This is a genomic window from Streptomyces sp. NPDC088706 (genome assembly GCF_044752765.1).
In the GTDB taxonomy this organism is placed as follows: domain Bacteria; phylum Actinomycetota; class Actinomycetes; order Streptomycetales; family Streptomycetaceae; genus Streptomyces.
Map to the genome: position 1 here is coordinate 90,144 of NZ_JBIVLW010000017.1, position 23,879 is coordinate 114,022.

Annotated in this window: 19 protein-coding genes and 2 pseudogenes; 2 read left to right on the forward strand and 19 right to left on the reverse strand. The window is 73.5% G+C overall.

Annotated features, from left to right (window positions below; genetic code table 11):
* Positions 1–23 precede the first annotated feature (23 nt).
* Together ACIQAK_RS28150 and ACIQAK_RS28155 are read left to right on the forward strand one after the other, a co-directional pair.
* Entirely contained in the window at positions 24–590 is a 567-nt protein-coding gene (locus tag ACIQAK_RS28150) for a hypothetical protein (RefSeq protein ID WP_366391775.1), read from the forward strand.
* A complete protein-coding gene (locus ACIQAK_RS28155) occupies positions 587–1,396 on the forward strand; it encodes a hypothetical protein (protein ID WP_366391774.1) in 810 nt (269 codons plus the stop codon). The genes ACIQAK_RS28150 and ACIQAK_RS28155 overlap by 4 nt, the downstream gene beginning before the upstream one ends.
* A 158-nt stretch (positions 1,397–1,554) precedes the next feature.
* Here the strand turns inward: ACIQAK_RS28155 and ACIQAK_RS28160 are convergent.
* From ACIQAK_RS28160 to ACIQAK_RS28250, 19 genes and pseudogenes are all read right to left on the reverse strand, one after another.
* Positions 1,555–2,004: pseudogene (locus tag ACIQAK_RS28160) on the reverse strand (4'-phosphopantetheinyl transferase family protein); the annotation flags it as partial.
* Between the two features lie 47 nt (positions 2,005–2,051).
* Positions 2,052–3,347 (reverse strand): MFS transporter, encoded by a 1,296-nt coding sequence (locus ACIQAK_RS28165; protein ID WP_366391773.1) that lies wholly within the window; start codon positions 3,345–3,347, stop codon positions 2,052–2,054.
* Between the two features lie 80 nt (positions 3,348–3,427).
* Positions 3,428–4,480, reverse strand: coding sequence for a polysaccharide deacetylase family protein (locus ACIQAK_RS28170; RefSeq protein ID WP_366391772.1), 1,053 nt, complete (start codon positions 4,478–4,480; stop codon positions 3,428–3,430).
* Positions 4,477–5,877, reverse strand: a complete 1,401-nt coding sequence (locus tag ACIQAK_RS28175; RefSeq protein ID WP_366391771.1) for a condensation domain-containing protein — start codon at positions 5,875–5,877, stop codon at positions 4,477–4,479. Before ACIQAK_RS28175 ends, ACIQAK_RS28170 begins: the two co-directional genes overlap by 4 nt.
* Before the next feature lie 98 nt (positions 5,878–5,975).
* Entirely contained in the window at positions 5,976–6,776 is an 801-nt protein-coding gene (locus ACIQAK_RS28180) for a hypothetical protein (RefSeq protein WP_366391770.1), read from the reverse strand.
* 148 nt (positions 6,777–6,924) lie between these two features.
* Positions 6,925–7,191 (reverse strand): acyl carrier protein, encoded by a 267-nt coding sequence (locus tag ACIQAK_RS28185; RefSeq protein ID WP_366391769.1) that lies wholly within the window; start codon positions 7,189–7,191, stop codon positions 6,925–6,927.
* Positions 7,191–8,198, reverse strand: coding sequence for a ketoacyl-ACP synthase III family protein (locus tag ACIQAK_RS28190; protein WP_366391768.1), 1,008 nt, complete (start codon positions 8,196–8,198; stop codon positions 7,191–7,193). Before ACIQAK_RS28190 ends, ACIQAK_RS28185 begins: the two co-directional genes overlap by 1 nt.
* On the reverse strand, positions 8,198–9,022 hold the full coding sequence (locus ACIQAK_RS28195; protein ID WP_366391767.1) for an SAM-dependent methyltransferase: 825 nt from the start codon (positions 9,020–9,022) through the stop codon (positions 8,198–8,200). The genes ACIQAK_RS28190 and ACIQAK_RS28195 overlap by 1 nt, the downstream gene beginning before the upstream one ends.
* A gap of 168 nt (positions 9,023–9,190) precedes the next feature.
* The gene (locus tag ACIQAK_RS28200; RefSeq protein WP_366391766.1) at positions 9,191–9,424 is read right to left on the reverse strand and encodes an acyl carrier protein; all 234 of its coding nucleotides are present in this window, start codon (positions 9,422–9,424) and stop codon (positions 9,191–9,193) included.
* Entirely contained in the window at positions 9,421–9,852 is a 432-nt protein-coding gene (locus tag ACIQAK_RS28205) for a holo-ACP synthase (RefSeq protein WP_366391765.1), read from the reverse strand. The genes ACIQAK_RS28200 and ACIQAK_RS28205 overlap by 4 nt, the downstream gene beginning before the upstream one ends.
* Positions 9,849–10,856, reverse strand: a complete 1,008-nt coding sequence (locus ACIQAK_RS28210; RefSeq protein ID WP_366391764.1) for a hypothetical protein — start codon at positions 10,854–10,856, stop codon at positions 9,849–9,851. The genes ACIQAK_RS28205 and ACIQAK_RS28210 overlap by 4 nt, the downstream gene beginning before the upstream one ends.
* A complete protein-coding gene (locus ACIQAK_RS28215; RefSeq protein WP_366391763.1) occupies positions 10,853–11,725 on the reverse strand; it encodes a diiron oxygenase in 873 nt (290 codons plus the stop codon). Before ACIQAK_RS28215 ends, ACIQAK_RS28210 begins: the two co-directional genes overlap by 4 nt.
* A 194-nt stretch (positions 11,726–11,919) precedes the next feature.
* Entirely contained in the window at positions 11,920–12,546 is a 627-nt protein-coding gene (locus tag ACIQAK_RS28220) for a pyridoxamine 5'-phosphate oxidase family protein (RefSeq protein WP_366391762.1), read from the reverse strand.
* Positions 12,543–13,610 (reverse strand): LuxR C-terminal-related transcriptional regulator, encoded by a 1,068-nt coding sequence (locus tag ACIQAK_RS28225; RefSeq protein ID WP_366391761.1) that lies wholly within the window; start codon positions 13,608–13,610, stop codon positions 12,543–12,545. Before ACIQAK_RS28225 ends, ACIQAK_RS28220 begins: the two co-directional genes overlap by 4 nt.
* A 461-nt stretch (positions 13,611–14,071) precedes the next feature.
* Positions 14,072–16,852, reverse strand: a complete 2,781-nt coding sequence (locus tag ACIQAK_RS28230; RefSeq protein WP_366391760.1) for a BTAD domain-containing putative transcriptional regulator — start codon at positions 16,850–16,852, stop codon at positions 14,072–14,074.
* Positions 16,853–17,256: 404 nt separating this feature from the next.
* A complete protein-coding gene (locus ACIQAK_RS28235; protein WP_366391759.1) occupies positions 17,257–20,196 on the reverse strand; it encodes a hypothetical protein in 2,940 nt (979 codons plus the stop codon).
* Between the two features lie 2 nt (positions 20,197–20,198).
* Positions 20,199–22,046, reverse strand: a complete 1,848-nt coding sequence (locus ACIQAK_RS28240) for an HSP90 family protein (RefSeq protein WP_366391758.1) — start codon at positions 22,044–22,046, stop codon at positions 20,199–20,201.
* Positions 22,047–22,267: 221 nt separating this feature from the next.
* Positions 22,268–22,987: pseudogene (locus ACIQAK_RS28245) on the reverse strand (hypothetical protein); the annotation flags it as partial.
* Positions 22,988–23,268: 281 nt separating this feature from the next.
* Entirely contained in the window at positions 23,269–23,826 is a 558-nt protein-coding gene (locus ACIQAK_RS28250) for a helix-turn-helix transcriptional regulator (protein WP_366391757.1), read from the reverse strand.
* Positions 23,827–23,879 lie beyond the last annotated feature (53 nt).

The window sequence follows — 23,879 nt, forward strand, 5'->3', positions numbered from 1 at the left end:
GTGAGCCGGCGGGAGGGCACCTGATGAACGGCGAGAGCGGCGAACGGGACAGCGGGGAGAGGGACATGGGCGGACAGGACGAGGCGGAGAACGGCGAGCGGGCGGCCGGCTCCGGCGACGGGCCGGCGGGCACGGACGCACCGGGCGGGATCGTCATCGGCGAGTTCGGCGGGGGAGCCACGGCCGCGGGCCGGGAGGCGAGGGCGGAGGACGCCGGCCGGCGGATCGGCCGGCCGGGCGACGTCGGCGGACCGCCGCCCGTCGCGGTGCCGCTTCCCGGCGGCATCTCCATCGGACGGATGACCGGCGGTGCGGCGGCCTCGGGTCCCGGCGCGCAGGCCGTCGACCGGTCGGACCGGTTCATCGAGGCGACCCCGCAACTCATCGACGCGCTCGTGCTGTTGCGCGGCGATCCGGGCGAGGTGGGGGCGGAGGCCGCCGAGGCCGAGCGGGAGATCCGGGACACCGGGGCGGTGGAGCGGGGCCGGCTGCGGCGGCTGGGGGCGCTGACGGCCCGGGCGGCGCGGTCCGTGGGCGAGCAGACGGCGGCCGGGGTGGCCGCCGGGGTGATCAACGGAATGCTGACATGAGCGGATGGGACGCGGCGAACCAGCGCTGGGAGCCCTCCCCCGCCCCGGAGTCCCGGTGGCGGCGGGTCAAGGAACGGGGACTGCTGGCGGCTGCCGCCGTCGTGGCCGCGGCCGTGCTGAGCACGGTCACCTTCGGGGGCGGGCTGCTGCTGTTCGGCGACGACGAGGCACAGGGTGCCGAGACGTCGGCGGAGGCCACCACCGGGGAGACGGACCCCTCGGAACCGGACGAAGGCGCCACCGGGACGGACGGGACGGACGGGACGGACGGGACGGACGGGACCGACGGCACGGACGGGACCGACGGCACGGACGCCGGGGCCGCGACCGGACCGCCGCCGGGGTTCGAGGTCCAGGAGGACACCGAGGGCTTCCAGGTGCAGGTCAGAGAGGGCTGGGAGCGCAGGGAGGAGCAGCGTGAGGAGGGTGTCGTCGTCTACTACGAGACGGATGGCGGGGACGGGTTGCTCCAGGTCTACCGGATCTCCGAACCGGGCTTCACACCGGTCGACGCGCTGACGGAGACGGACCGGATCATGGGCAGGACCGACGGCTACCAGCGCGTCCGGCTGGAGGAGCTGGACACCTCCGACCCCACAGGCACCGCCGAACTGGAGTACCGCGTGCCGCGCGCCGACGGAACGCTGCGGCGGGCGCTGCTCCGCGGGTTCGTCGACGAGGAGGAGGTACGGTGGGTGATCCTGGTCGCCGGACCGGACGACGAGTGGGACGCCACGTACGCGGAGTCGGCCAGGGTGGCCGCCGCCTCGTTCTGCACCCAGGACCTCTGCGCGGCCACGCCCTGAGCCGTCGCCTCCCCCTCCCGTACCGGCGGCCCGGTCCAGGCGCAGCCCACCGGTACCGGCTGCCGGTCGCGCGGGGCGCTCCAGCTCACCCGCCCCCAGGCGCCCGCCTGCCGGCCGAGGGGCACCGGCACGCTCCAGGGGCGGCCGGACAGGCCGGCGCCGAGGGCCTTCACACATGCCTCCTGGACCGTGAAGATCCAGGCGAACTCGCGTCTGCGCCTCTCCTCCGGCAGGGCGGAGAGCGCCTCGGCGTCCGCGGGGGAGCAGCACAGGCGCAGCAGGTGGTCGCCGGCGGCGACGGGGATCTGCACGTCGACGCCGACGTCACGGTTGACGCCGACGGCCGCGGCGACCCAGCCGGCGGAGTGCGAGAGGCTCACCCCCAGGTCGGGCCGGCCGGGCAGATACGGCCGACCGCTCGGACGGGCGGCGACCGGACCGCCCCGGAGGTCCTCGCCGACCGTCCGCAGCAGGGCGCGCAGCAGCGTCCGCGAGGCGGTGTGCTCCTCGGCGCGCCACGGCGGCAGGTGCGCGGCGGCCGCCCGGTCCCTCGCGGCGACGGGCAGCGCGTCCAGCACCTCCGCGTTCCGGCCGACCGCGTAGTGCACGCCCTCGGCGGGCGTACGCCACCGGGCGGGGCCCGGTCCGGGGGTGTTCAGAGCCGGTCCGGCACCCGGCGCAGGGTGCGGATCGGGCGGGCGGCCAGCAGCGCGGAGGCGGTGAGGAAGGAGACCACGACGCCGACCATGAGCACCGCCTTGGTGGAGAACAGGCCGACGGCGGGGCCGGCCAGCGCGCTGCCGATCGGGTACATGCCGACGGAGCCCGCGACCTCGTACGCGTGGATGCGGTTGAGCATCTCGCCCGGCACCTGGGTCTGCACGCTGGTGGACCACATGACGCCCCAGATGCCGATCCCCGTCCCGACCGCGACCTGGGCGACCGCGAGCATCCAGACCGGCCAGCCGAGCACGATGCCGAGGGGGTATATCGGGTACGCCATCATGGCCACGGCCCCGGCGGCGAGCGGGCGTTCGGGCTTGTAGCGGATCGCCAGCAGCCCACCGATGATGGTTCCGGCGCCCAGCGCGGCGTTGACCAGGCCGAAGGCGCGCGCCCCGTGCTCGGGCACGATGACACCGGCGGCCAGCGAGAGCTGCGGCCCCCAGGCGAGCACCGCGTAGAACATCCAGATCACGATGACGCCCCAGAGCCAGCCGCGGGACCAGAACTCCCGCCAGCCGACCGCCAGGTTGTGCCACATGGACTCCCCGGCCGGAGGGGCGGGCACCACGCCGAGCCGGAGCGCGAACAGGCAGAGGGCGCTGGTCCCGTAGGCCACGGCGGAGATCACCATCACCCAGCCGGTGGAGCCGAACCCGACCAGGGTTCCGGCCAGCGCCGGTCCGCCGAGGCCGGTGATCGCCTCCGAGGTGCGCAGGACGCCGTTGGCGCCCTGCACGTCCCGGGAGACCAGCGGGACGGTGGAGGCGGCGCCGGGCTGGAAGAGCGCGTTGGCGGTACCGGCGACCACCAGCAGGGAGTACAGCTGCCAGAGGTGGTCGATGCCGTGGATGAAGAGGAGGGCGAGCAGGATGTGGGCGGTCAGGTTGGCCAGATCCGCGATGATCATCATCCGGCGGGCGGTGAACCGGTCGGCCAGCACCCCGCCGAACAGCACCAGGCCGGCGAACGGGGCGACCAGGAAGGCCATGGAGTAGCCCGCCGTGTCCAGACCGTACCCGTCGATGAGCAGGCCGGCCGCCACCGCGACCGGCAGCATGGCCCAGCTGAGCAGACCCGCGCTGCGGCCGACGAAGTAGTACGTGAAGTTACGGGACCAGATCGTCGGCTCCCCCGCGGAGGGGCCATCGCCGGGTCCGGCGGGGCCGTCCTTCGGCGGTGGCGGAGGGGATTCGGCCGCCGCATGCTCTGCCAAGCGCTCTTCCATGGCCGTTCATATCCTTCGGTCGGTGGTCGGATGTCGGGGCCTTCATCGGGGGCTCCATCAGGTCTTCTGCGGCGGCGTGGTCAAGCGCCGGCGGTGGGGCCGGCCATTGCCGCCAGTTCCCCCACGGTGACCAGTTCCAGGCCGCGCTCCAGCAGGCCCTCGATGATCGACGGGAGGGCCTGTACGGTCTGGGCGCGGTCGCCGGCGCCCTCGTGCATCAGCACCACCGAGCCCGGGCCGGCGCCCTCCAGGACGGTCGCGGCGATCTGCTCGGGCCCCGGCCTCGACCAGTCGCGGGCATCCACGTCCCACATCGCCAGGGTCGTCGGATGCCCCTCCAGTGCGGCCAGCACCTCGGGGGTCAGGGCCCCGTACGGCGGTCGGAACCAGGTCGGGACCGCGCCGGTCACCCGGTCCAGCTCCTCCGCCGTACGGTCCAGTTGCTCGCGCAGCTCGGCCGGCGTCAGGTCGGGCAGGAAGGGGTGCGACCAGGAGTGGTTGCCCAGCTCGTGGCCGTACGAGGCGATCCGCCGTACCTCCTCGGGCAGCGCCGCGACATGGTGGCCGACGCAGAAGAAGGTCGCCCGGGCCCCGTACCGCTCCAGGATCTCCACCACCTGGCGGGTGTACACCGGGTCGGGGCCGTCGTCGAAGGTGAGCGCCACCCGCCGGTCGTCCCGGCGGCCGTGGTCGAAGCAGCCCCCGGCCTCCGTCAGCGCCGCCCGGGCCGGCTCGCCGCGCCGTACGCCGTCGAAGTACTCCTCGGCGCGGCCGGTCAGCGTGCCGCCCTCGGCGGTCACCCGGGCCGGCGCGCCGGGCGCGGTACGGGCCTGCTCCGCGAGCTGCCCGGCCGGGACGGAGCCGAACCGGGGGCGCGGCGGCAGCAGCCAGGGGTCCGCGCGGTACACCTCCAGACCGGCCGCCGTCATCGGCCCGTCGAGCAGCCCGTTGGTGCTGTCCAGGACCACCGCCGGGGCCGGGCCGTCACCCAACCCCCCTAGCCAGGCGATGAGTTCGCCGACCTGGCCGCCGTCCCAGCTCCTCGGCTCGGCCACGTGGCGTCCCGTGTCGTCCAGGACCTCGACCCGGTAGCCCGTCTCCGTCCAGGCGATCCCCGCGTACCGCTTGCTCATCGGTCCCCCAACTTGATCGCCTTGGCCACGATCGACCGCTCGACCCCGCGGAGGAACTGCTCCATGCCGGTACGGCTGATGACGGCCGGGTCGGCGGTCATGGCCAGGTCCAGGGCGCCCGGGGCGGTCAGCGCGTCCACCGCGATCGAGACGTTCCTGCGGGGCAGGAACTCCGTCGGCCAGTGCAGCTCCGTCCGGGCGGTCAGTTCGCTCAGCGGGACCTCCGGCCGCTCCACGGTGTCGAACGGGCCGACGGCCGGGTCGCGGGTGTCGTTCCACCAGTACGAGTGGTCGGCCGCCGCCTCCTGCTCGATCAGCCCCGCCACCTCCCGGTCCAGCGCCCACTTGTCGTACGCGGCGTGCCGGAACGCGCCGAACGCGACCGACCGGGTCCGCCGCACCGCGTCCTCGAAGTCCCGGTCCGCGTCGGTGAGCCGGAACAGCGCCTCCTGTGCCACCGTGGAGACCGCCGCGGCGGCGGCCGGCTGGAAGCGGTTGCCCACCACCACCTGGAAGAGCACGTCACCGCTGCCGGAGGCCAGGGCCAGCTGGTGGGAGACCGCGCCCAGCAGCACGGCGGCGTCGCTCACCCCCAGCTCCTGCGCCACCCGCCCTACGGCGACCGCCAGCGCGGGCGAGCGCAGCAGCGCGTTGGGGAAGCGCCGGGTGGGGTCGTCGCGGAGCTCCGGGGCGGCGGGGTTCCGGAAGATCTGCCGGGGGCCGGCCGTCAGCTGCTCGACCCAGTAGCGGCGGGCCGCCTCGTCCCGGCGGCGGCCGAGCGGGGACGCCTGGACCTCCGCGGCCTCCAGGGGCTGGAGGGCGGGGCGGGAGGCGCGCAGCGACTCGGCGGTCTCCCCCGCCTGGATGGACTCCAGGTCACGGAGGAGCCGGCCCAGGCCCCAGTAGTCCATCCCGGTGTGCGCGCCGACCAGCACCAGGCGGTGGACCAGGCCCCCGCTCTCCACCAGGCCGGCCCGCAGCGGCCACTCCCGGGTGTGGTCGAAGGAGCGCCCGGCCAGCTGCCCCAGCAGGGCGGCGCCCACCTCCGGGGCCAGCTCCGCCGAGCTCGTACGGATCGCCACCGGAAGCTCACCGCTGCCGTCGACGACCTGCTCCAGTCCGTCGAGCTGGTCCGGGTCGTTCCCACCGTCCGCCGCATGCGGCAGGAACCGGGTGTGCAGGCTGTCGTGGAGCAGGAGCAGCTCCCTCAGGTCCGCGAGGACCCGGTCGACCGGGCGGGGCGGGGAGACGGCGAGGTCGACCGGCAGGTTGTACCGGGGGGCATCGTCGCCGAGCCGGGAGACGACCCCCCAGATCGCCCGCTGCCCCCAGGTCGCCGGGCCGGACCCGGATCTCGCGGAGTCCAGCCTGATGGTCCGGTCCTCGGCCGTCGTCATCGTCTTCCCGCCTTCCCTTCCACTGCCTCGTCTGCCTCGTGCGATGTCTGTGGTGGCCGGGGCCGGACGCCTCGCGGGTCCGGCCCCGGACCGGTGCGCTAGGGAGCGGCGGCGAACAGCGCCACATGGGTGCGGCCGGAGCGCGGGTCCGTGTCGCACAGCACGATCCGCCGGTACTCGCGCTGCCACTCCTGCCAGTGGTCGGCCAGCTCCAGCCAGAGGCTGGTGCAGTAGCTGCCCGGGGCCACCCGGTGCACCTCGCCGTGGGCCGGGACGTCCTCGGTGACCCAGGGGCCGAGGACCAGCAGCGTCCCGTCCTCTTCCAGCTCCCGGCCCAGCGCTGCCGCGGCCGAACCCGCCGCGTGCGCCCGGACGAACCGCAGCCCGGCCCCGGCCGAGGCCGCGAGGACCAGGGCGGCCGCCGAGTCGGTCAGCGGGGTCTCCTGGACCAGCGGAAGGGCGATGGGCAAGGTGGTCTGCTCCAGCACCGCGATCACCACCTCCGCCGCCCGCCCCGAGCGGTGGTACGCCGAGGCGATCCGCAGCGCCGTGAAGGGCGCGGCCAGACCCTGATGGCCGATAGCGAAGTTCACCGCCCGGCCGCCGAGGTGTTCGGTCAGGTGTGGGGCGACGGCGGTGAACGGGACCACGTCCGGGAGGGCGTGCGCGACGATGGCCAGCTCCGGCCGGCTCCCGCCGACGCCCTCGTCGGCGACGAGCAGGTCCACCAGGTCGCGGTGGTGGACGTGCGGGCCCCGGCTCAGCAGCTCCCCGTCCGGCTTCTCCCCGAAGGGGGTGAGCAGATCGCGGAAGTAGTCGAGTGCGGCCGGAACGCCCTCCGCCGCCCGGCCCCGCGGCGCGCGCACCGAAGCGGCGGCCCGTAGGGCGAGTGTGCTCATGACGTCTCCTCTGCGGCGCGGTTCATGACGTCTCCTCTGCGGCGCGGACGGTGAGCGGACTCAGGACGCCTCGCTGCGGCGCGGTTCATGACGCCCCCTCTGCGGCGCGGACGGTGAGCGGACTCAGGACGCCTCGCTGCGGCACGGTTCATGACGCCCCCTCCTCCGCGCGGATCGCGGCCTCGACGTAGTCGGCGAAGGAGCCGAGCGTCCTCAGGTGGTCGATGTCGAGCCCCTCCGGGTCGACCGAGATCCCGGTCGCCTCCTCGACGCTCATCAGCATCCCCAGTACGGCGATGGAGGTGAGCTGCAGCTCGTCGAAGAGCGCGGTCTCCTCCATGAGCCCGCCGACCGGCCGCTCCAGCACCTCGCTGAGCGCCTTCCCGATGGTCCGCAGCAGTTCCTGACGTTCCATCAGGCCAGGCCTCCCGCCCGGTGCGTGATCACCATCGCGCCGAAGGTGGCGCCGAGCCCGACGGAGACCAGCAGGTAGTGGGCGCCGTCGACCAGGCGGCCCGCGTCCCGCAGGGTGGTGTAGTTGACGAAGACGTCCGAGGCGTAGGTGTGGCTGAAGCGCGGGACGTTGTCCAGGAACACCTTCTCCGGCTCCACCTCCAGCTCCTTGATGGTCTGCCGCCAGGCCAGCTTGTTGACGTTGTGCGGGATCACCAGGTCGACCTCGTCGAGGCTCAACCCGGCGTCCTTCAGGGCTTCGTGGATGACATCGGCGATCCTTCTGCCGTACTGCTCGCCGAACTCGGTGTTCTGCTGAGGGGTCAGCTCCAGCCACTGGGCGTACTCGCCGAGCGTCCGGATGGCGAAGGACCGGACCACATCGCCCGCACCGTCCAGGGTGATCAGGCAGGAGGCCGCGGCATCGGCCATGATCGAGGTGTTGGGGATGTGCTGGACCATCGGCGAGTACGCCTGTTCGCCGGTGACCATCAGGGCGTACGCGCCCTCGGCGCCCTCCGCGCGGAGCAGTTCGCCCAGCACCTCGATGGCGCCCAGGCTGCTGACACAGGCCTGGTGGCTGAAGCCGAAGGCCTCGGCGTCGCGGAGACCGAGGTCCTCGCCGACCACCTGGGCGATGTCCACGTCGGGCGGGGCCACCGCCTGGGTGGTGTGCGCGTACGCCAGGTAGTCCACCCGGCCGTGCTCGGGCAGGGCGTCCAGAGCGGCGCGGGCGGCGGGCCGCAGCAGGTCGATCAGCGGGAGCCCGGGGTCGAAGCGGAGGGTGTCCAGCCCGTAGAACTTGCGGAACACCCCGAGCTGGGCCCGGTGCAGGCCCAGCCGCTCGCCCAGCTCCTCGATCCGTACGCTGCGTTCGGGCAGGTACGACTCGATCCGCTCCAGGGTGATCCGGCGCTCCGTGGCCGCGGAGCGGTCGGCCGGGGGCCGGTCGGTGGTCGCGTGCCCCATCAGCCCGTCACGACCTCGGCGCGGATCAGCCACAGCCGGTTGGCGCCGCGGCGACCCCGCGGCTGGACCTCGTAGGGCCAGCGGCCCTCACCGGCGCCGGGCTGGCCGGGCTCGCGCAGGTCGGTGGTCTTCCAGCCGTGCGCGGTCAGGAACTCCTCGGGCTCGTCGGTGCCGAAGATCCACGGCGTGCCGTCGGCGGCGAGGGCGTCCAGGAAGCGCTTCGAGAACGGGCTGCGCAGCATGGCGCGCCCGAGGACGTCGAAGGCCAGGTGGCTGCCGGGTGCGGAAGCGGAGGCGAGCAGCCGCAGCAGCCCGCCGGCCTGCTCCTCGGTGAGGAAGAAGGTCAGCCCCTCGGCGACCCACAGGGTCGGCCGGGTGCGGTCGAAGCCCGCGGCCTCCAGGGAGGGCAGCCACTCCTGGGTGAGGTCGGCGGAGACCTCGCGCCGGTCGGTGCGCGGTTCGGCCCCCAGCGCGTCGAGCCGGCGCCGCTTCTCGGCGATCAGTGCGGCGTGGTCCACCTCGTAGAGCTCGGTGCCGTCCGGCCAGTCGAGCCGGAACGCGCGGGTGTCCATGCCCGCCGCGATCAGCACGACCTGCTGGATCCCGCTCCCGGCGAGGACCTCCCCGATGGCGTCGTCCAGGAACCGGGTCCGGATGGAGATGAACGGGAGCACGCCGCCACCGACGTACCGCTCGATCAGTTCGAAACCCTTGGGCGCGGCCAGGTCGCGGGCCAGCGGGTCGACGAACAGCGGGTCCTCCCGCTCGGACTCCTGTGCGCGGGCCGCGGCCATCCACTGTGCGGTGTACGAGACTGCTTCCATGCTGAAGACCCCTCCTCGGGATCAGGCGAACGGGCTCGGGGGGACGGGCTTGGGGGGACGGGCTCGGGGGGGGGACGGGCTCGGGGGGGGACGGGCTCGGGGGGGGGACGGGCTCGGGGGACGGGCCCGGGGGGGAACGGGCTTGGGGGAGCTCGGCATCCGAGGAGCTCAGGCGAAGAACGCCTTCTCGATGGTCGTGAGGGTCTGGAAGTCCTCGATGTCGATGGTGTCGAAGTCGATCTCGACACCCGCCGCGTCCTCGATGGTGTAGACGAGCTCGACGAAGGCCAGCGAGTCGACCAGCCGGCTCTCGATGAGGTCCACGTCGGCGGCGAGTTCGGTGCGCTCGGGGTGACGGCCGAGGATCCAGTCCCGGACCTTGTCGATACCTGCGGAGCTCATGGCATTCCCTTCGAAGTCACTGATCCAGCGAGATGGGGTGGTCGGGAGGTGGAGGCGGCCGCCACGGCGACGGCGAAGCCGGCGTCGTGGCTGATGCTGACGTCGATCGGGCCGAGTCCGGCGTGCTGCGCCAACTCGGCCGCCGCGCCGGAGAGCCGGACCCCCGGGCGGCCGCCGGGGCCACGCAGGACCTCGATGCCCTGCCAGGGAACCGGCCTTCCGACCGCGCCGAGCAGCTTGAAGACGGCCTCCTTGGCGGCCAGCCGTCCGGCGATCCCGGCCCGGTCGGGCGCCCCGTCCGGGGTCCGGGAGAGGGCCAGCTCGTCGGCGGAGAGGAACCGCCTGAGCACCGGCCCGATGTCGGGGTCCAGCAGCTCGCCGACCCGGGCCAGCGGCACGAGGTCGACGCCGATCAGGGGCTGGCTCACGATGGTTCCGCCGCCGTGCGCACAGCGGCGGCCGGCGCGGCGGTGCGCACGGCGTCCGGCGCGGCGCCACGTACGGCATCCGGCGCGGCGGTGCGTGCGGCGTCCGGCGCGGGGCCACGCGCAGCGTCCGGCGCGGCGATGCGTACGGCGGCCAGCGCGGGGCCACGCGCAACGTCCGGCGCGGCGACGCGTACGGCGGCCAGCGCGGCGTCGAGGTCCGCGTCGAAGTGCTCGGTCAGGACGGCGAGCCAGCGCTCCAGGCCGAAGGCGACACAGGAGGTGTGGGCGTGCTCGCCGGACTCCAGCCGGATCGAGCACCGCTCGCCGAAGAAGTTGCGGTGGGTGTTGACCGAGGCGATCGCCAGGTCGCCGTACTGGAACTCGTACTTGACCGGACTGAGCTTCTGCATCAGCGCCCGGCCGTTGTCGTTGCGGAAGAACGGGTCCCCGGCCGCCGCCCTGCCCAGCTCGATGCCGAGCGCGCCGGCGAAGGCCTGGATCCGCCCGGTGAAGCGGGCCAGCACCTGCTGGGTGTGGTCGAAGCTGCCGAGCGCGACGATCTCCCGCATCTGGAAGCTGGCGAGGCGGCGCAGCCCGCTGTAGTGGTCCTCGTTGCGGAAGCAGCGGTTGACCAGGGTCACCAGGGAGTCTTCGGCGACCTGGCCGCCCTCGTGGAAGAGGTACGCGCCGTAGCAGGTGGCGTGCGGCAGCCCGTACCGGGCCTCGGTCACCGTCCCGGGCCCGAACTTGCCGTCCACCGGCTTGAACTGGTCTTCCGTCAGTTCCAGCGAACCGGCCACCCAGGCGAGGTGGGGGAAGTTGGTGTAGACGTCGAACTTCTCCAGGTCGGTCACCGGGAAGAGCGGCGGGGCGCTGATCTCCTCGGCACCGTCCGCCAGGCCCCAGCCGGTGAAGACCCGGTCGAGCTCCTTGACGAGCGAGGTGGCCTGCGGGCCGAGGATGGCGAGGGCGGGCTCGCCGTCGCTGCCGGTCAGGCGGGTCATCGGATGAGTCCCGTCTTCTCGAGGTACTTGGTGGTCTTGCGGAAGGTGCGCAACTCGGCCTCGGCCCGGGCCGGGGAGGCCAGCAGGGCCCGGCGCAGCTCGTGCGGGCGCTCGATGCCGGCGTCGCGGTAGACCTGGGGGTGGTAGAGGGACTCGAAGCTGTGCCGCATGTAGCGGCGCAGGTAGGTGGAGACCTCGTCCAGCTCCTGATCGGTGGCGGTCTGCTTCAGGTCCTGGTGGAGCAGGCCGACCAGTTCGCGGCCGAAGGCGATGTGCCGGGACTCGTCCTGGTGGTGGATCCGGTTGATGCCACGGATCGTCTCGTGCAGCCGCCCGTCCTCGGCCATCGCCGAGTTGAAGTGGTCGACCAGCTCCTCGAAGATCAGGATGCGGGCGAAGACCAGGAGGCTCTGGACCTTGTCCGACGGAGCGGCCGTCTCCGCGCCGCCGGCGGGCTGCCGGTAGATCTTCTTCCCGTAGCGCAGGCAGAACTCGGCGAAGAACCACATGTGCTCGTTCTCCTCACCGATGAAATGGTGGAAGAACTCCGACGGCGTTTCGAAACCGGTGGTGTGAATCCGGTTGACCACCTCGATGAGCAGTTCCCGGATGCCGTGGACATTGAGACTGTAGAAATTGATGCTCTCGTGTTTGGACAGCGTGCGGAGCTGTTCCGGAGTGAGTCTGTCGGCCCATTCCGTCCCGTACGTGGTGGTGAGCTCGGGGCTCATCCACCACATGTCCTCGGGGAGCCGGTCCGGCCACTCGAAGAGCCGGTACGGGTTGTAGTAGTCGTCGATCGACTTGGTGGCGAGCCGGTCCAGAATTCCCCGGAACCGGTCGCTCCGGTCGATCACGTCGCTGACCATCGCGTGACTCCTCCGTTCACTTCGAGGGCTCCTTGCTGATTCCAGACTAGAAATCCCGGCAGGGCTCATCAATGCCCGGAACCGGCTGCCGAATTCGGCCAGCGGGCCGTTCGGTTCTGGTCAGGGAATTCCCTCACGGAGGTGCCCGGTGGCCGGATACGGCTGCCGTATCCGGCCGGCGGACAGTCGTCCCGTTACGACCGCTCGGCGAGCTGCGCGCGCAGGGCGGCGTTCTCCTGCTCCAGCCGCTCAAGCCGCTCGTGGAGCGGGGCCAGGGCCTCGGACACCTCGCTCTGGCTGAAGCGGGGGGTGATGTGGTTGGGGCAGTTCCAGGCGAAGGCCTCGACCCGGATGGTGACGACCTGTTCGACCCTGCCCTCGGTACGGGGCGACTCCAGCCGTTCCGCGAGCGGGAGGTCGTCGTCGACGAGTACGGCGGTGGCGTGGCCGTACAGCTTGAGGCGGGTCTGGCGGGCGTGGTCGATGAAGAAGAGCGCGACCCGGTCGTCGCCGCGTACGTTGCCGGTGGTGACGTACTGCCGGTTGCCCCGGACGTCCAGGAAGCCGAGGGTGTGCTCGTCCAGGACGTGGACGAACCCCTGCGGCCCGCCCTTGAACTGGACGTACGGCCAGCCGGTCTCGCCGACGCTGGCGAACAGGAACCCGTCGAGGCCCCGGATGAACTCGGCCGCCCGCGCGTCGAGCGGCTGGGGCTCCTCGGCCTGCTCCCGCAGCCGGCGGCCGGCCGCTGTGGCGCTGCCCATCTCCTCCTGGACCTGGCGCACCGCCGTGGTCTGCGCGAGTTGGTTGAAGCGGCTCATGCGGCACTCCTCAGGGCCAGGTCGACCAGGCCGGTTCGGGCTGCCAGCACACCGGCCTGGAAGCGGCTGCTGGCTGACAGGTCCTGCATGATCGTGGCGACATGGCGGCGCAAGGTCCGCTCGGACATGCCCACCCGGCGAGCGATGACCTCGTCCTTGGCCCCGGAGGCCAGCAGGGAGAGCAGGGTCGCCTTCAGCTCCTCCATGGTCCCGGCGTAGCCCGCCGCGCCGGAGTCGAAGTCGACGGCGGACTCCCAGACCCGGGCGTGCAGCCCGGCCAGGAAGGCCGCGACCGTGCTGTCGTAGACGACGGCGATCTCGCCGTCCTTGCCGTCCTTGCCGTCCTCGCCGTCCTCGCCGTCCTCGCCGGAGGGGATGAAGGCGGTCTTCCGGTCGAAGACCAGGAAGCGGTCGCTGACCTCCTTGGTGGTGCGCACCTGCCCGCCTGCGGGCAGGAGTTCACCGAGGTGCGCGCGGGTGCCGGAGTCTCCGCGCGCGGTGTGGGGGTACAGGATCCGCCCTCGCGCGCCGCGCCGCAGCGCCTCCAGCACCAAGGGGCGGGCCAGCCGCAGTTCGCGGGTCTCGCGGGCCACGCAGGGCTGCATGACCAGGACCTCGGTGGTGCAGCTCTGCGCGGCCTCCAGCAGCCGCAGCTCGATCTCCTCCTGGTCGCCGGTGATCACCACCGGCTCGGCGCGGGTTCTGGCCTGCTTCTCGAAGGCCGCCACGAAGGAGCTCAACTGCCCTTTGAAACCCGCGAGTCGGTGACGGCTGTCGAGGATCTCGCGCTCCAACGGGACCAGCAGCTCCATCTGGGCGGCTTCCGGGCTGACCGCGACGAGTCGGTCCGCGCCACCGCCCTCCGCCGTCTTGACCAGGCGCAGTTCACGCAGCACGCCCACCGCGTGCGCGGCTCGCTGCGGCGGGACGTCGAGCTCCTCGGCTATCCGGGACGGATGGAAGGCCCCTTTCCCCAGAACGTGTTCATAGAGAGCGACCACGAACTCGTCCATCTCGGCCGCCCGTTGTCCTCCCTGACGTGGGGCCTGTGCCGCGAAGTGCATCGTTACCTCATTCTGAGTGCGCGGATGATGGTGGCATGGCCGAGGGAGAGGGGCCCGGAACGCGCCCCGCACGGGCGGCGGCGCGACCGCCCGTGGGCTGTGGCGCCGTATCACCTCATGAGTCGGCACGGGGACCGGCCTCGGTGGCGCGGATCGGTGCGGATCGGTCCGGTTTCGGTCCGCCTTCGGTGCGGATCGGTCCGGCTCCGGTGCGGATCGGTGTGGATCGGTCCGGCTTGGGTGCGGATCGGTGCTGCTGGTGCGGTTCGGTGCGGCCACAGTACGGTCCCGGACTGGTCGCTCTCCTTGAGCCGGACCAGAGGGCGAGGAACACCCGGGAGACCGGTCCCGGCCGGACGCACCGGCGCTGACCTGCGGTTTCGCCAGCCACCGCAGACCGGCCCTCAGCAACCGGCAGAACTCGTCCAACTGCCGGAGTAGTTGTCCTGCCGCCGGCCCCCTCAGCGGATCAGCCCCGGGCTGGTGACACCCTCGGCGGCGCCCGTTCCGTCGCCGTGCCGGGTGAGTTCACCCGCCGGGGAGAGCGCGTCGCAAGCGGCCCGCCCGGCGTGGTTCTCCCGCTGTCCGGCGCCGGCCTCCCGCCGCGCCGCGCCGGTCTCCCGCCGCGCCGCGCCGAGGCGGCGCAGCGCCAGCGCCTGCCCGTCGGGCCAGCCGGCCTGCCGCGCGAGTGCCAGCGCACTGCGGAACAGCTCGACGGCCTCGGCCTCGTCGGCCAGCGCCCAGCGGCACTCGGCGCGCCGCAGCTGCGCGGCGGCCTGGGCCCGGGGCTCGCCGTCCGCGACGGCGGCGAGCAGGCCGGCGGTGGCGACCTTGAGGCACTCGCCCGTGTACAGGCCCGCCGAGAGATGGCTGTGCAGGCTCTCCGCCAACCGCCAGGCGAGGGTGGTGAACCCGGCGGCGGACGCTTGGGGGACCGCGCCGGCCAGGTTCTCCCGCTCGCTGTCCAGCCACTCCGACGCCTCACCGTGGTCCGAGAAGACCAGCGCGGCCGAGGGGACCGATCCGCAGGAGCCGACCGGGCCCGCGCCCGACCCCTCCGGATAGAGCAGCCGGGCCGCCGCGTCGGCGTGGTGGAGGTACCACTCGAAGAGCCGCTGCCGGGCGGCGTGCGCCTCCTGGGCACTGACCAGCTCACGGGCGTACGAGCGCAGCAGGTCGTGCAGTCCGAAGCGGCCGGCTCCCCGCTCCCGTACCAGATGGGTGTCCGTCAGGGTCACCAGCAGCTCCGCCGATGCGGCCGAGGTCGCGTCCGTCAGGGCCGCCGCGCCGTTCACGGAGACGTCCGGGCCGGGAATGAGGCCGAGGAGCCGGAACATCCGCCGGGCCTCGGCCGGGAGCGCGAGGTAGGAGAGGTCGAAGGCGGCCCGTACCGTCGAGCGCCGGTCCCCCTCGATCCGCAGCCGGCTGAGCATGTCGTCCCCCGCCAGCTCGGCGCAGTAGTCGGCGATGCCCGTGTCGCGGGCCACCAGGTTGGCCCCGGCGATCCGGATGGCCAGCGGCAGGCCGCCGCAGACGCGTACGAGTCTTCGGGCCGCCTCCTCCTCGGCCGTGGCGGCGCACTCGCCGACGATGCCGGCCAGCAGTTGGCGGGCCTCGTCCGGGTCGAGGACGTCCAGGGCGAGCTGGCGGGCGCCGTCGCTCACGACCAGGCCGGCGAGCCGGCTGCGGCTGGTGATCACCACCGAGCAGCCCCGGGCACCCGGGATGAGCGGCCTGACCTGCTCGGGGTCGCGCGCGTTGTCCAGCACGATCAGCATCTGCTTGTCGGCGAGCAGGGTGCGGTACAGCGCCGCCGCCTCGTCCTCGTCGGCGGGCAGCTGGTCGGGCGGGGCGCCCAGGGCCCGGAGGAACTGCGCCAGGACGTCGCCGGGGCGCAGCGCCGGAAGCGGGGAGTGACCGCGCAGGTCGACGAAGAGCTGCCCGTCCGCGAAGTGGGCGCGCCGGGCGTGCGCCCAGTGCTTGGCGAGGGCGGTCTTGCCGACCCCGGGCGCGCCGACCACCGCCACCACGTGCGCGCGCTGCCCCGGGTCGGGCGAGAGGAGCGCGTCCAGGTCCCGCATCTGCCGTCGCCGTCCGACGTAGGAGCCGGCCATGGCGGGCAGCTGCGCCGGGAGCGGGCCGACGGTCGACGGGCGGCTGGGCGGCGCGGGGCGCTCCGGGCGCTGCGCGAGGGGCAGTTGCTGACGCAGCACCCGCAGGTGGGCGTCGCGGACCTCGGCGCTGGGTGCGATGCCCAGCTCCTTGTCGAGCCGGTCGCGCAGCCGGCCGAAGACGTTGAGTGCGGCGGCCTGCTCCCCGCAGCTGCCGAGGGCGAGGATCAGCCGGGCGTGCAGGCCCTCGTGCAGCGGCTCGCTGTTCACCATGGACCAGAGCAGCGGGACGGCCTCCTCGGGCCGGCGCAGCAGCAGCGCGGTGTCGGCGTACAGCAGCACCGCCTTGACCCGCCGCTCGTTGACCACGACCGCCGCCGGATGCTGGCGCAGCACCGGGTCCGCGTCGGCGAGCACCGGCCCCCGCCACCAGCGCAGGGCCTGGGTCAGCGACTCGTAGGCGGCACCCGGGTCCGGCGCGCGGTGCAGCCGCTCCGCCTGGGCCAGCAGCTCGTCGAAGTGGCCGAGGTCGATCTGGCTCCGCGACGCCTGGAGCAGGTAGCCGGTGGGGGTCCGGACGACGGTCGGCGCCGGGGCGGTCCGCGGACCGCCCGGTTCCAGCAGCCGGCGGACCTGGCTGACGTAGGTGTGGATCAGGCTCTGGTGGGAGCTGGGCGGCCCGGACGGCCAGAGGGTGTCGGTGATCTCCCGCTGGGTGGACGGCTCGGGGTGCTTGAGAGCGAGCAGGCCGAGCAGGCGGCGCAGCATCGGGCTGGTGACCGGCACCGGGGCCTGGCCGCGCTGGAGGGCGAGCGGCCCGAGGATCAGCAGGCGCGGCCGGCCGGCACCGCGCGGTGGTCCGGTCCGGGTGGTGGCGAGCAGCTCCGCCAGTTCTCCGCCGGTCAACTCCAGTACGTCCGCCAGCCGTTGCAGGGTACGCGCCTGAGGCCGCTGGACCCGGCCGCGCTCGATGTCGCGCAGCGCCCGGGTGCTGATCCCGGCCCGTAACGCGGCCACCTCCTGACTCAGTCCGGCCCGCCGGCGGAACGCCTGGAGCCGCGGACCGAACGCCCCCTGCTCGCCCGCCGGACCTCCCCCGGGCAGCCCCGCGGCCGACGTCCTCCCCGACATGGCATCCCCCTCATCCACGACCGCCCCCGGTCGATCATGACCGGCGGCGGCATTGCGGGCCGTGCGCGGCCGACTCTGCAGAGGCTTCGTCGCCGACCAGTTTGGACTAGACCAATGGGTCAGGCAAGGGGACATCCGACGCGCGGACGGGGTGCCGGGCCGGGGGACGGTGGCACCCGGCGGGTGGACGGTTACGCCTGACGGGCGGACGGGGGCCGCCGGGTGGGCGGTGACCCCCGGCGGGCGGACGGTTTCACCGGACAAGCGGACGACCAGCGGGCGGACCGGGAACAGCGGGCCGCAGACCCGCACCGGAGGCAGCGGCCACCGGGACGGGGCTTCGGTGACCACCGGGACGGGCCTTCGGCGCGACCAGCCGCGCGGCACCGCCGCCGCCCGCCATGTCACCCCTCGTCGCGCAGCTGGGCCGCCAGGGAGGCCAGCGGCTCGCGCTCCTCGGTGTGGCCCAGGGCCGTCAGCCGGGCGACCGCCCCGTCGAGGCGGGTGAGCGCCGGGGCGGGCCGCTCCAGGTAGATCCCCTCCACCGCGCCCGCCAGCCGCACGCACTCGGCCCACTCACCGGCGCTCCCCTCCTCCGGTCCCGGCTCACCGAGCAGGACGAGGGCTTTTTCCAGGGCCGCGAGGGCGTCCTCGTACGCGCCGGCAAAGGCGTGGACCCGCCCGTACTCGTAGGCCAGGGCGGCGTCCAGGGGACGCCCGGCGGCCTCGTAGTCGGCGGCGCGGGCCTCCTCGGCGACCCGGCCGGCGGCGGCGAGGTGGGCGAGGGCGCCGGCCAGACCGTCGGCCCTCTGCTGCTGGGCCTGGAGGCGGGCGAGTTCCCGCAGGCAGTTGCTGATCAACTCGTAGCGCGGGGCCAGGGCATGGGCGGCGAGCGCCCGCTCCGCGACCTCACGGGCCCGGTCGAAGTCGCCCGCCTCGCCGAGGATCACGGCCGTGTCCGCGGCGATCAGCGCGTGGCTGCCCGGGTCGTCCTCCCAGCCGGCCGACTCCGCCGCGAGAGCGACGAACTCCGCCGTGGCGGCCTTGAGATCCTCCCCCGCCTGTAGCGCACGGGCGCGGACCAGTCGCAGCTGAGCGACCAGCCGGTCGTCCAACTCCCCCGCCACGACATACGGTTCGGCGAGCAGTGAGTCGAGCAGCGCGATGCAGTCCTCGACCCGGCCCAGATCGAGGCAGAGCTGCGCCGCGTTGCTGTAGGTGCAGTACGCGTCCGTCCGCTTTCCCTCCCGCAGATCCGCCTCGGCCGCCCGGGTCAGCTGGAGCAGCGCGTCCTCGGGGCGCCCGAGGTGCATGCAGGCCTCGGCCAGGTCGCCGTGGAGGCGAGCGGTGTCGACCGCGTCGGCCGGCCAGGTGGCGGCCAGGCGCAGCCCCTCGGTCAGGTCCGCGTGCGCGGCCCGCGCGTCCCGGAGGCCGAGCTGGAGCCGGCCCCGCAGCCCGAGCGCACGCGGCAGGTGCCAGGCGGGACCGTGCGATGTCAGCCGGTCGCGGAGGGCGTCGACCTCGGTGACCGCGGCCGGCAGATCGCCGGAGAGCGCGTACGTGCTGGCGCGCAGCAGCATCGCACCGGAGACCTGTCCGTCCAGGCCGTGCCGGGTGGCGAACTCCTGCAGCCGATCCACCTCGGCGAGGACCGGCGCGGCGTGTGCCTCGCTCCCCGACGTCTGCAGCCGCAGGCCGAGCGCCGCCACCCGCAGCCTCAGCAGACGGCCCCCGATGTACGGGGCGAGGCCGGGCGTCTCCTGCTGGAGCCGGACCACGGCCGCGTGGGTGTCGGTCAGGGTGGTGACCCTCACCTCCACCCCGTCGGCCCCCTCCACCGGCGTCTCTGCCGTGGCGAGCAGGGCGCAGGCCCGGGCGAGCGCCGCGTCGCCCGGTGCTCCGGCGTCCTCGTACAGCCCGGCGGCCTCCTCGTGGAGATCGACGGCGACGGTGAACTCGTCCCGCTCGGCCGCCCGGTTCGCCTCGTCGGCCAGCAGGTCCGCGCACAGCTGGACGTACGGGCCGACGGCCGGGTCCTCGGGATGGGTGTAGCCCCGGGCGGCGACGAGCGTACGCAGCCGGGCCCAGCAGGCCCGCGCGTCCGGGTGCCCCTGTTCGGCCAGCGCCCGCGCCCGGAGGATGAGCTCGGGCAGCGCCTCGGGAACCGCTTCGGCCGTACGGGTGGCGGGCGCGGCGGCCGGGGCGGCCGGGGTCAGGTCGTCCAAGGGGCGGATGCGCAGGGCCAGTTCCAGCGTGTCCAGGAGCGGGGCACGGTCCAGGCGGGCGCGGCGGCGCGCGGAGTGGGCCGTGGTTCCGTTACGGGTGTCGAAGCGGTCGGCGAGGCCGTCGGCTCGGCCGCGTACCTCGGCGCGCAGCCCGGCCACGGTCCAGGTGCGTCCCGCGTACCCGGCCGCGGGCAGTTCGCCGTGGCCGAGGGTCTCGACGCGGTGGAGAAGGACCTCGACACCGGTCAGGAAGTCGAGCTGGTCCAGCGGCGATTCCACCTCGTCGAACAGGTTCCGGTTCTCGGCCAGCAGCTCCAGACCGCGGCCCTCGTTGCCGGTCAGCGCGCAGAACTCCAGGTGCCGGCCGACCTCCGGGGACATCGACGGGTTGCGGCGGGAGCCGCGGTATCCGGCCAGGTGCAGTTCGCGCGCCCGGTCGGCGCGCCCGGTGCGCAGCAGGGGCAGCAGCGCGTACGAGATGGAGCGGGCCGGCTCCTCCTTGCAGGACTCCTTCCCGGCCAGGACGAGCGCCCAGACGTCCAGCGCGCGCTCGTCGTCGCCCGCGGCGAGGTGGTACCGGGCACGCTCGCAGATCTCGCAGGCCTCGCAGTCGCTGTGCGGGGTCCGGCGGCGGCCCGCCCACAGCTCGTAGGCGAGGGTGGTGTCCTCGCCCACATGGGCGGCGAGCCGGTAGGCCTGCCCGTAGTACGGCTGGAGGCCCAGGCCCGCCTTCTCGTACCGCTCACGCATCTCCGTCAGCCACTGGCGCAGGCTGGTCAGCGGTATCTCGGGCAGCGCGCGCAGCGCGTCGGCCACCCACTTGAACCGCCAGAACAGCTGGTGGCGCAGACGCTCGTCGAAGACGTCGGGCCGCTCGTCGAAGAGGGTGAGCAGCCGGGCGAAGACGACGGGCGACCTCCGGGGGTCGGAGCCGTAGGTGTACGCCTCCTGGAGCTCGAGGAGGGCGTGGATGAGCGGTACGGGCTCGTCGAACCGCTCGGCGGCGTCCACCAGCTCCTCTGCGGTGACGGTGCGGGTGCGGCCGTAGGGCAGCCGGTCGTTCTCCCGGAGCGCCTGGTACAGCTCGTCGGTGCTCCGGGGGTGGGGTGCGGTGGTCATCGTCAGCTGTCCTTGCGGAGGGCATGGGCGAGAAGCTCGAGGAAGGAGCGGTTGATCAGGCTCGACTCGGCGGGCCTGAGCGGGCGCCGGGAGAGCAGCGCGGCCTGCCCGTAGAGGGCCTCGGCGCTGGTACGGGCCAGCTCGGGCTCGTCGATGGCCACGGCGGTGCGCACCAGCGGGTTGAGCTGGTTCAGGATCAGCTGGGCGCGCGGGGCCTCCTGGCGCAGCGCGCCGAGGATGTCGCCCCACAGGCCGCCATCCTGCTCGCGGGCGAGCTGGGAGCGGGTGCGCTCGTGCCGGGCCTCGCGGCTGTCGACGAGGAGGGCGGGCGCGGAGGCGGGGTGGAAGGTGCGCAGCGCGACATCGCAGTCGAAGACGGCCAGGGCGTCACGGGCCAGGCCGAGGTAGGCCGCGGCGGCCAGTTCGGTCTCCCGGTCGACGGGGTCGAGGTGGGCGGTGAGGGTGGCCGGATCGAGGTCCGCGACGCTCGCCTCGGGCCGGATCTCGGGGAGCCGGTGCACCAGTTCGCGGTCGTAGGTGTAGCCGCCGTTGACGACGCCCAGCCCGGCCGCCGAGGCGATCGCCGCGACCTGCCGGAACTCCTCCACGCTCGACGTCACGAGCACCGTGCGGTGGGTGCGCGCGAACTCGTCGAGGGTGGTGTGCCCGTCGGTGGTCTCGAACGGCAGCCAGGGCAGCAGCAGCCGCAGGATCTCGTCGTCGTGCACCGCGAGCGACTTCACGGCCAGGTGGTGGGTGTGGAGGAACCGGCCGAGCAGCTCCGGATCGCTGGCGGCGGCCCGGGCGATCCACGCGCGCAGCCGCTCGGCGAGGGCGTCGCGTACGGCCGCGAGCGTGTCGTCCTCGTACAGGGACTCGCGGGACGCGGTGGGGCGCAGGCTTTCGGCGTCGATGACACAGCGGACGAAGAACGCCCACTCCGGCAGGATCTCGTCGGCCTGCTCCGAGAGCAGCATGCCCTTGACGTGTACCCGGTGCCCGTGGCGGCGCCCGGCCGGCACCGCCTCGGGCAGCACGCACGCGATGCCCTTCAACCCGACGGCCGGCAGGTCCAGCTCGATGGTGTCCAGCGGCGCGAACCCGAAGACATCCTCGCCGTACGTCGCCAGCGCGCGGGACCGGGCTCCCGGGGTCGGGTACGTACGCGTCCAAGGCGCCGCCTCCGCATTCACCAGGACCCCCGACGCCCCCGCCGCGCCGCCATGGAAGGTCACCGGATGCCGTAGCAGCGACCCGAAGTGCCGAGCCAGCCCGTGCACCTGCGCCGGCCGGGTCCACTCCGCCGTATCGGCGCGCGGAGTGAGCGTGACCGTGGTACCTGGCAGGGGCCGGGTGGACGCGGGCAGGGTCCGGACGCTGTAACTGCCGTCGCCGTGCCCGCGCCACTCCACGGCGAGCGCGTCGGGGGTGCGGGCGGACCGGCTGAGCACATGGATCTCGTCCGCGACCAGAAAACAGGAGAGCAGCCCGATCCCGAACTGCCCGATGAACTCACCGCGTTGTTCGGCGATCCCCTCGGCGCGCTTGCTGCTGCGCCCGATCGTGGCGAGGAAGGTGTGCACGTCGGCCTCGCTGAGCCCGACGCCGTCGTCCTCGACGCGCACGACGGACCCGTCGGCGAACAGCCGGATGCCGAAGGCGTCGGCGGGGGCGCCCGGTTCGACACCACGCCGGGCGGTCAGCGCGTCCACCGCGTTCTGCAGGAGCTCCCGCAGATAGACGCGGGGACTGGAGTAGAGGTGATGGGAGAGGAGATCGACGAGGCCGCGCAGATCCACCTGGAAGGCGCGGTCGGCGCCGTCCGGGGACACGGGAGGGGGCAGGGTCATCGGGCAGTCCGAGGGAAAGGGCCGACAGGCGGCGTACGGGGAAGAAGACCGGGCTCAGGCGCGACGAGGAATTGGGATGGCTGACTCAGGCACGACGGGAGAAGCCGGGATGGCTGACTCAAGCACGACGGAAGGAACCGGAGTAGCTGACTCAAGCACGACGGGAGGAACCGGAGAATGCCGGCCCAGGAGCGACGCAAGGAACCGGAATGGCCGGCTCGGGCCCGACGGTGGCGACGGGCGAACTGCTCTTCCGGCTCCGCGAAGTAGGTCCAGGGCCAGCTGGTGTAGGCGCCGTCAAGGGCGTGGAAGACGCGCCGGACCGTATGGCGCTCGTCGGCCAGCGACAGGGCCATGGCGAACATGTTGAAGTCGTGCTGCCACCCCGGACGCCGTACGTAGGCGGGATGGAGGATGCTGTGATCGGCCGCGTGCCGCAACTCCGCCCGGATGTCGGCAGATCCGAGGCAGTCCGGCTCCTCCGACTCGACCTACTCCTCGATGTGGGCCATGGCGATCACACAACCCAGCCGATGCCCCTGCGGAGCCCGGGCGAACGCCCCGCGGGCGAACGCCAGGGCCTGCCCCGGCTCGCCGCCCCACCGGGGCTGCAACTGCGACAGCCAGTCGATGTGGACCTCCGGGTCCAGCGGATCACGGCGCAGAGCGGCGTCGAACCGGGCCTGGTTGACGTCCTTCCCGAGCGACAACCCGCGCCCGGAGGTGAGGAGCCGCCGCCACGGGGTGACCCACTCGGGCTCCAACTCGGCCGCCAGTAGCAGCTGTTCCTCGGCAACCGCGAGCCGCTCACCGAAGATCCGCCACTGCTCCCGCGTGACATCGACGGCGAGCGTGGAGGTACGTGCCTCCCACCCCCAGCTGACATGGCGCGTGCCGGCTCGGCGGGCTTCTTCGGTCATCGCCAACGCGTCCGTCCGGTGCCCTCCACGAGCGGCGGTGTACGCCAGTGTGCAGAGCATCTGCGCGTACGCGGACGCCGAAGCTTCGGTACGCAGGCCCGTGGCTTCCCCTCCGGCGGCCGCCGCCTGCATGAGGCGCTGGGCCTCCTCGGAGCGGTCCTGGCGGCGCAACACGATCGCCAGCTCTCGGACTGCGGCTGCGGACGCGAGAGGAGAGCCGGATACCTCGGCCCAAGTGCGGGCGCGGTCCGCGGTGAGCCGGGCCTGATCGTACGAGCCGAGCTTGCTCAGCACCGAGGCGGTCAGGCTGTAGACGGACGAGAGCCGGGCCTGATCGAGCTCCCGGCGCGACGACGCGGCGGAGTGCCCGTCACCGATGAGGCCGGGCAACGCGGCGAGGAGACGCCCCTGCGGGCGCCCTTGTCGTACAACTCGCGGGCGGTAGCCAGCCGGGCGTCGAGCGAACCGCCGCCGGTGGGGCTGGGGGTGTCGGCCAGAGCTTCGTCCAACCCCAGCAGCAGGGCGGCTGATCCGGCAGCCGCCGTGGCGGTGATCAGCGTGCGGCGGCGCATCGGGTCCTCCTCGGCGTGCGGACTGGCCGTCACTCTAGTGGCTGCCGACGGGGTCGGGGCGGGGGGCGCCAGGGAATGCACCAAGACGTGTCGTGGGACGCCGACTTCCAGTGCTGCGCGGTGCACCAAGGCCAGATCGACCACCCTGTTGCGGCGCTCCAACCGGGACACCGTGGCGGCTGAGCAGCCGATCCGGTCCCCGAGGGTGGCGAGGGTCCAGGCGCGGTGTTCGCGGCCGAGACGGATGAGCGCGCCGGGGCGCCGCTGCGCGGCTAACTCGCGCGCCATGGGCGTGTTCCAAAGGTCAACGGGCACAGGTCCCTCCCACGCCGCACGACCGG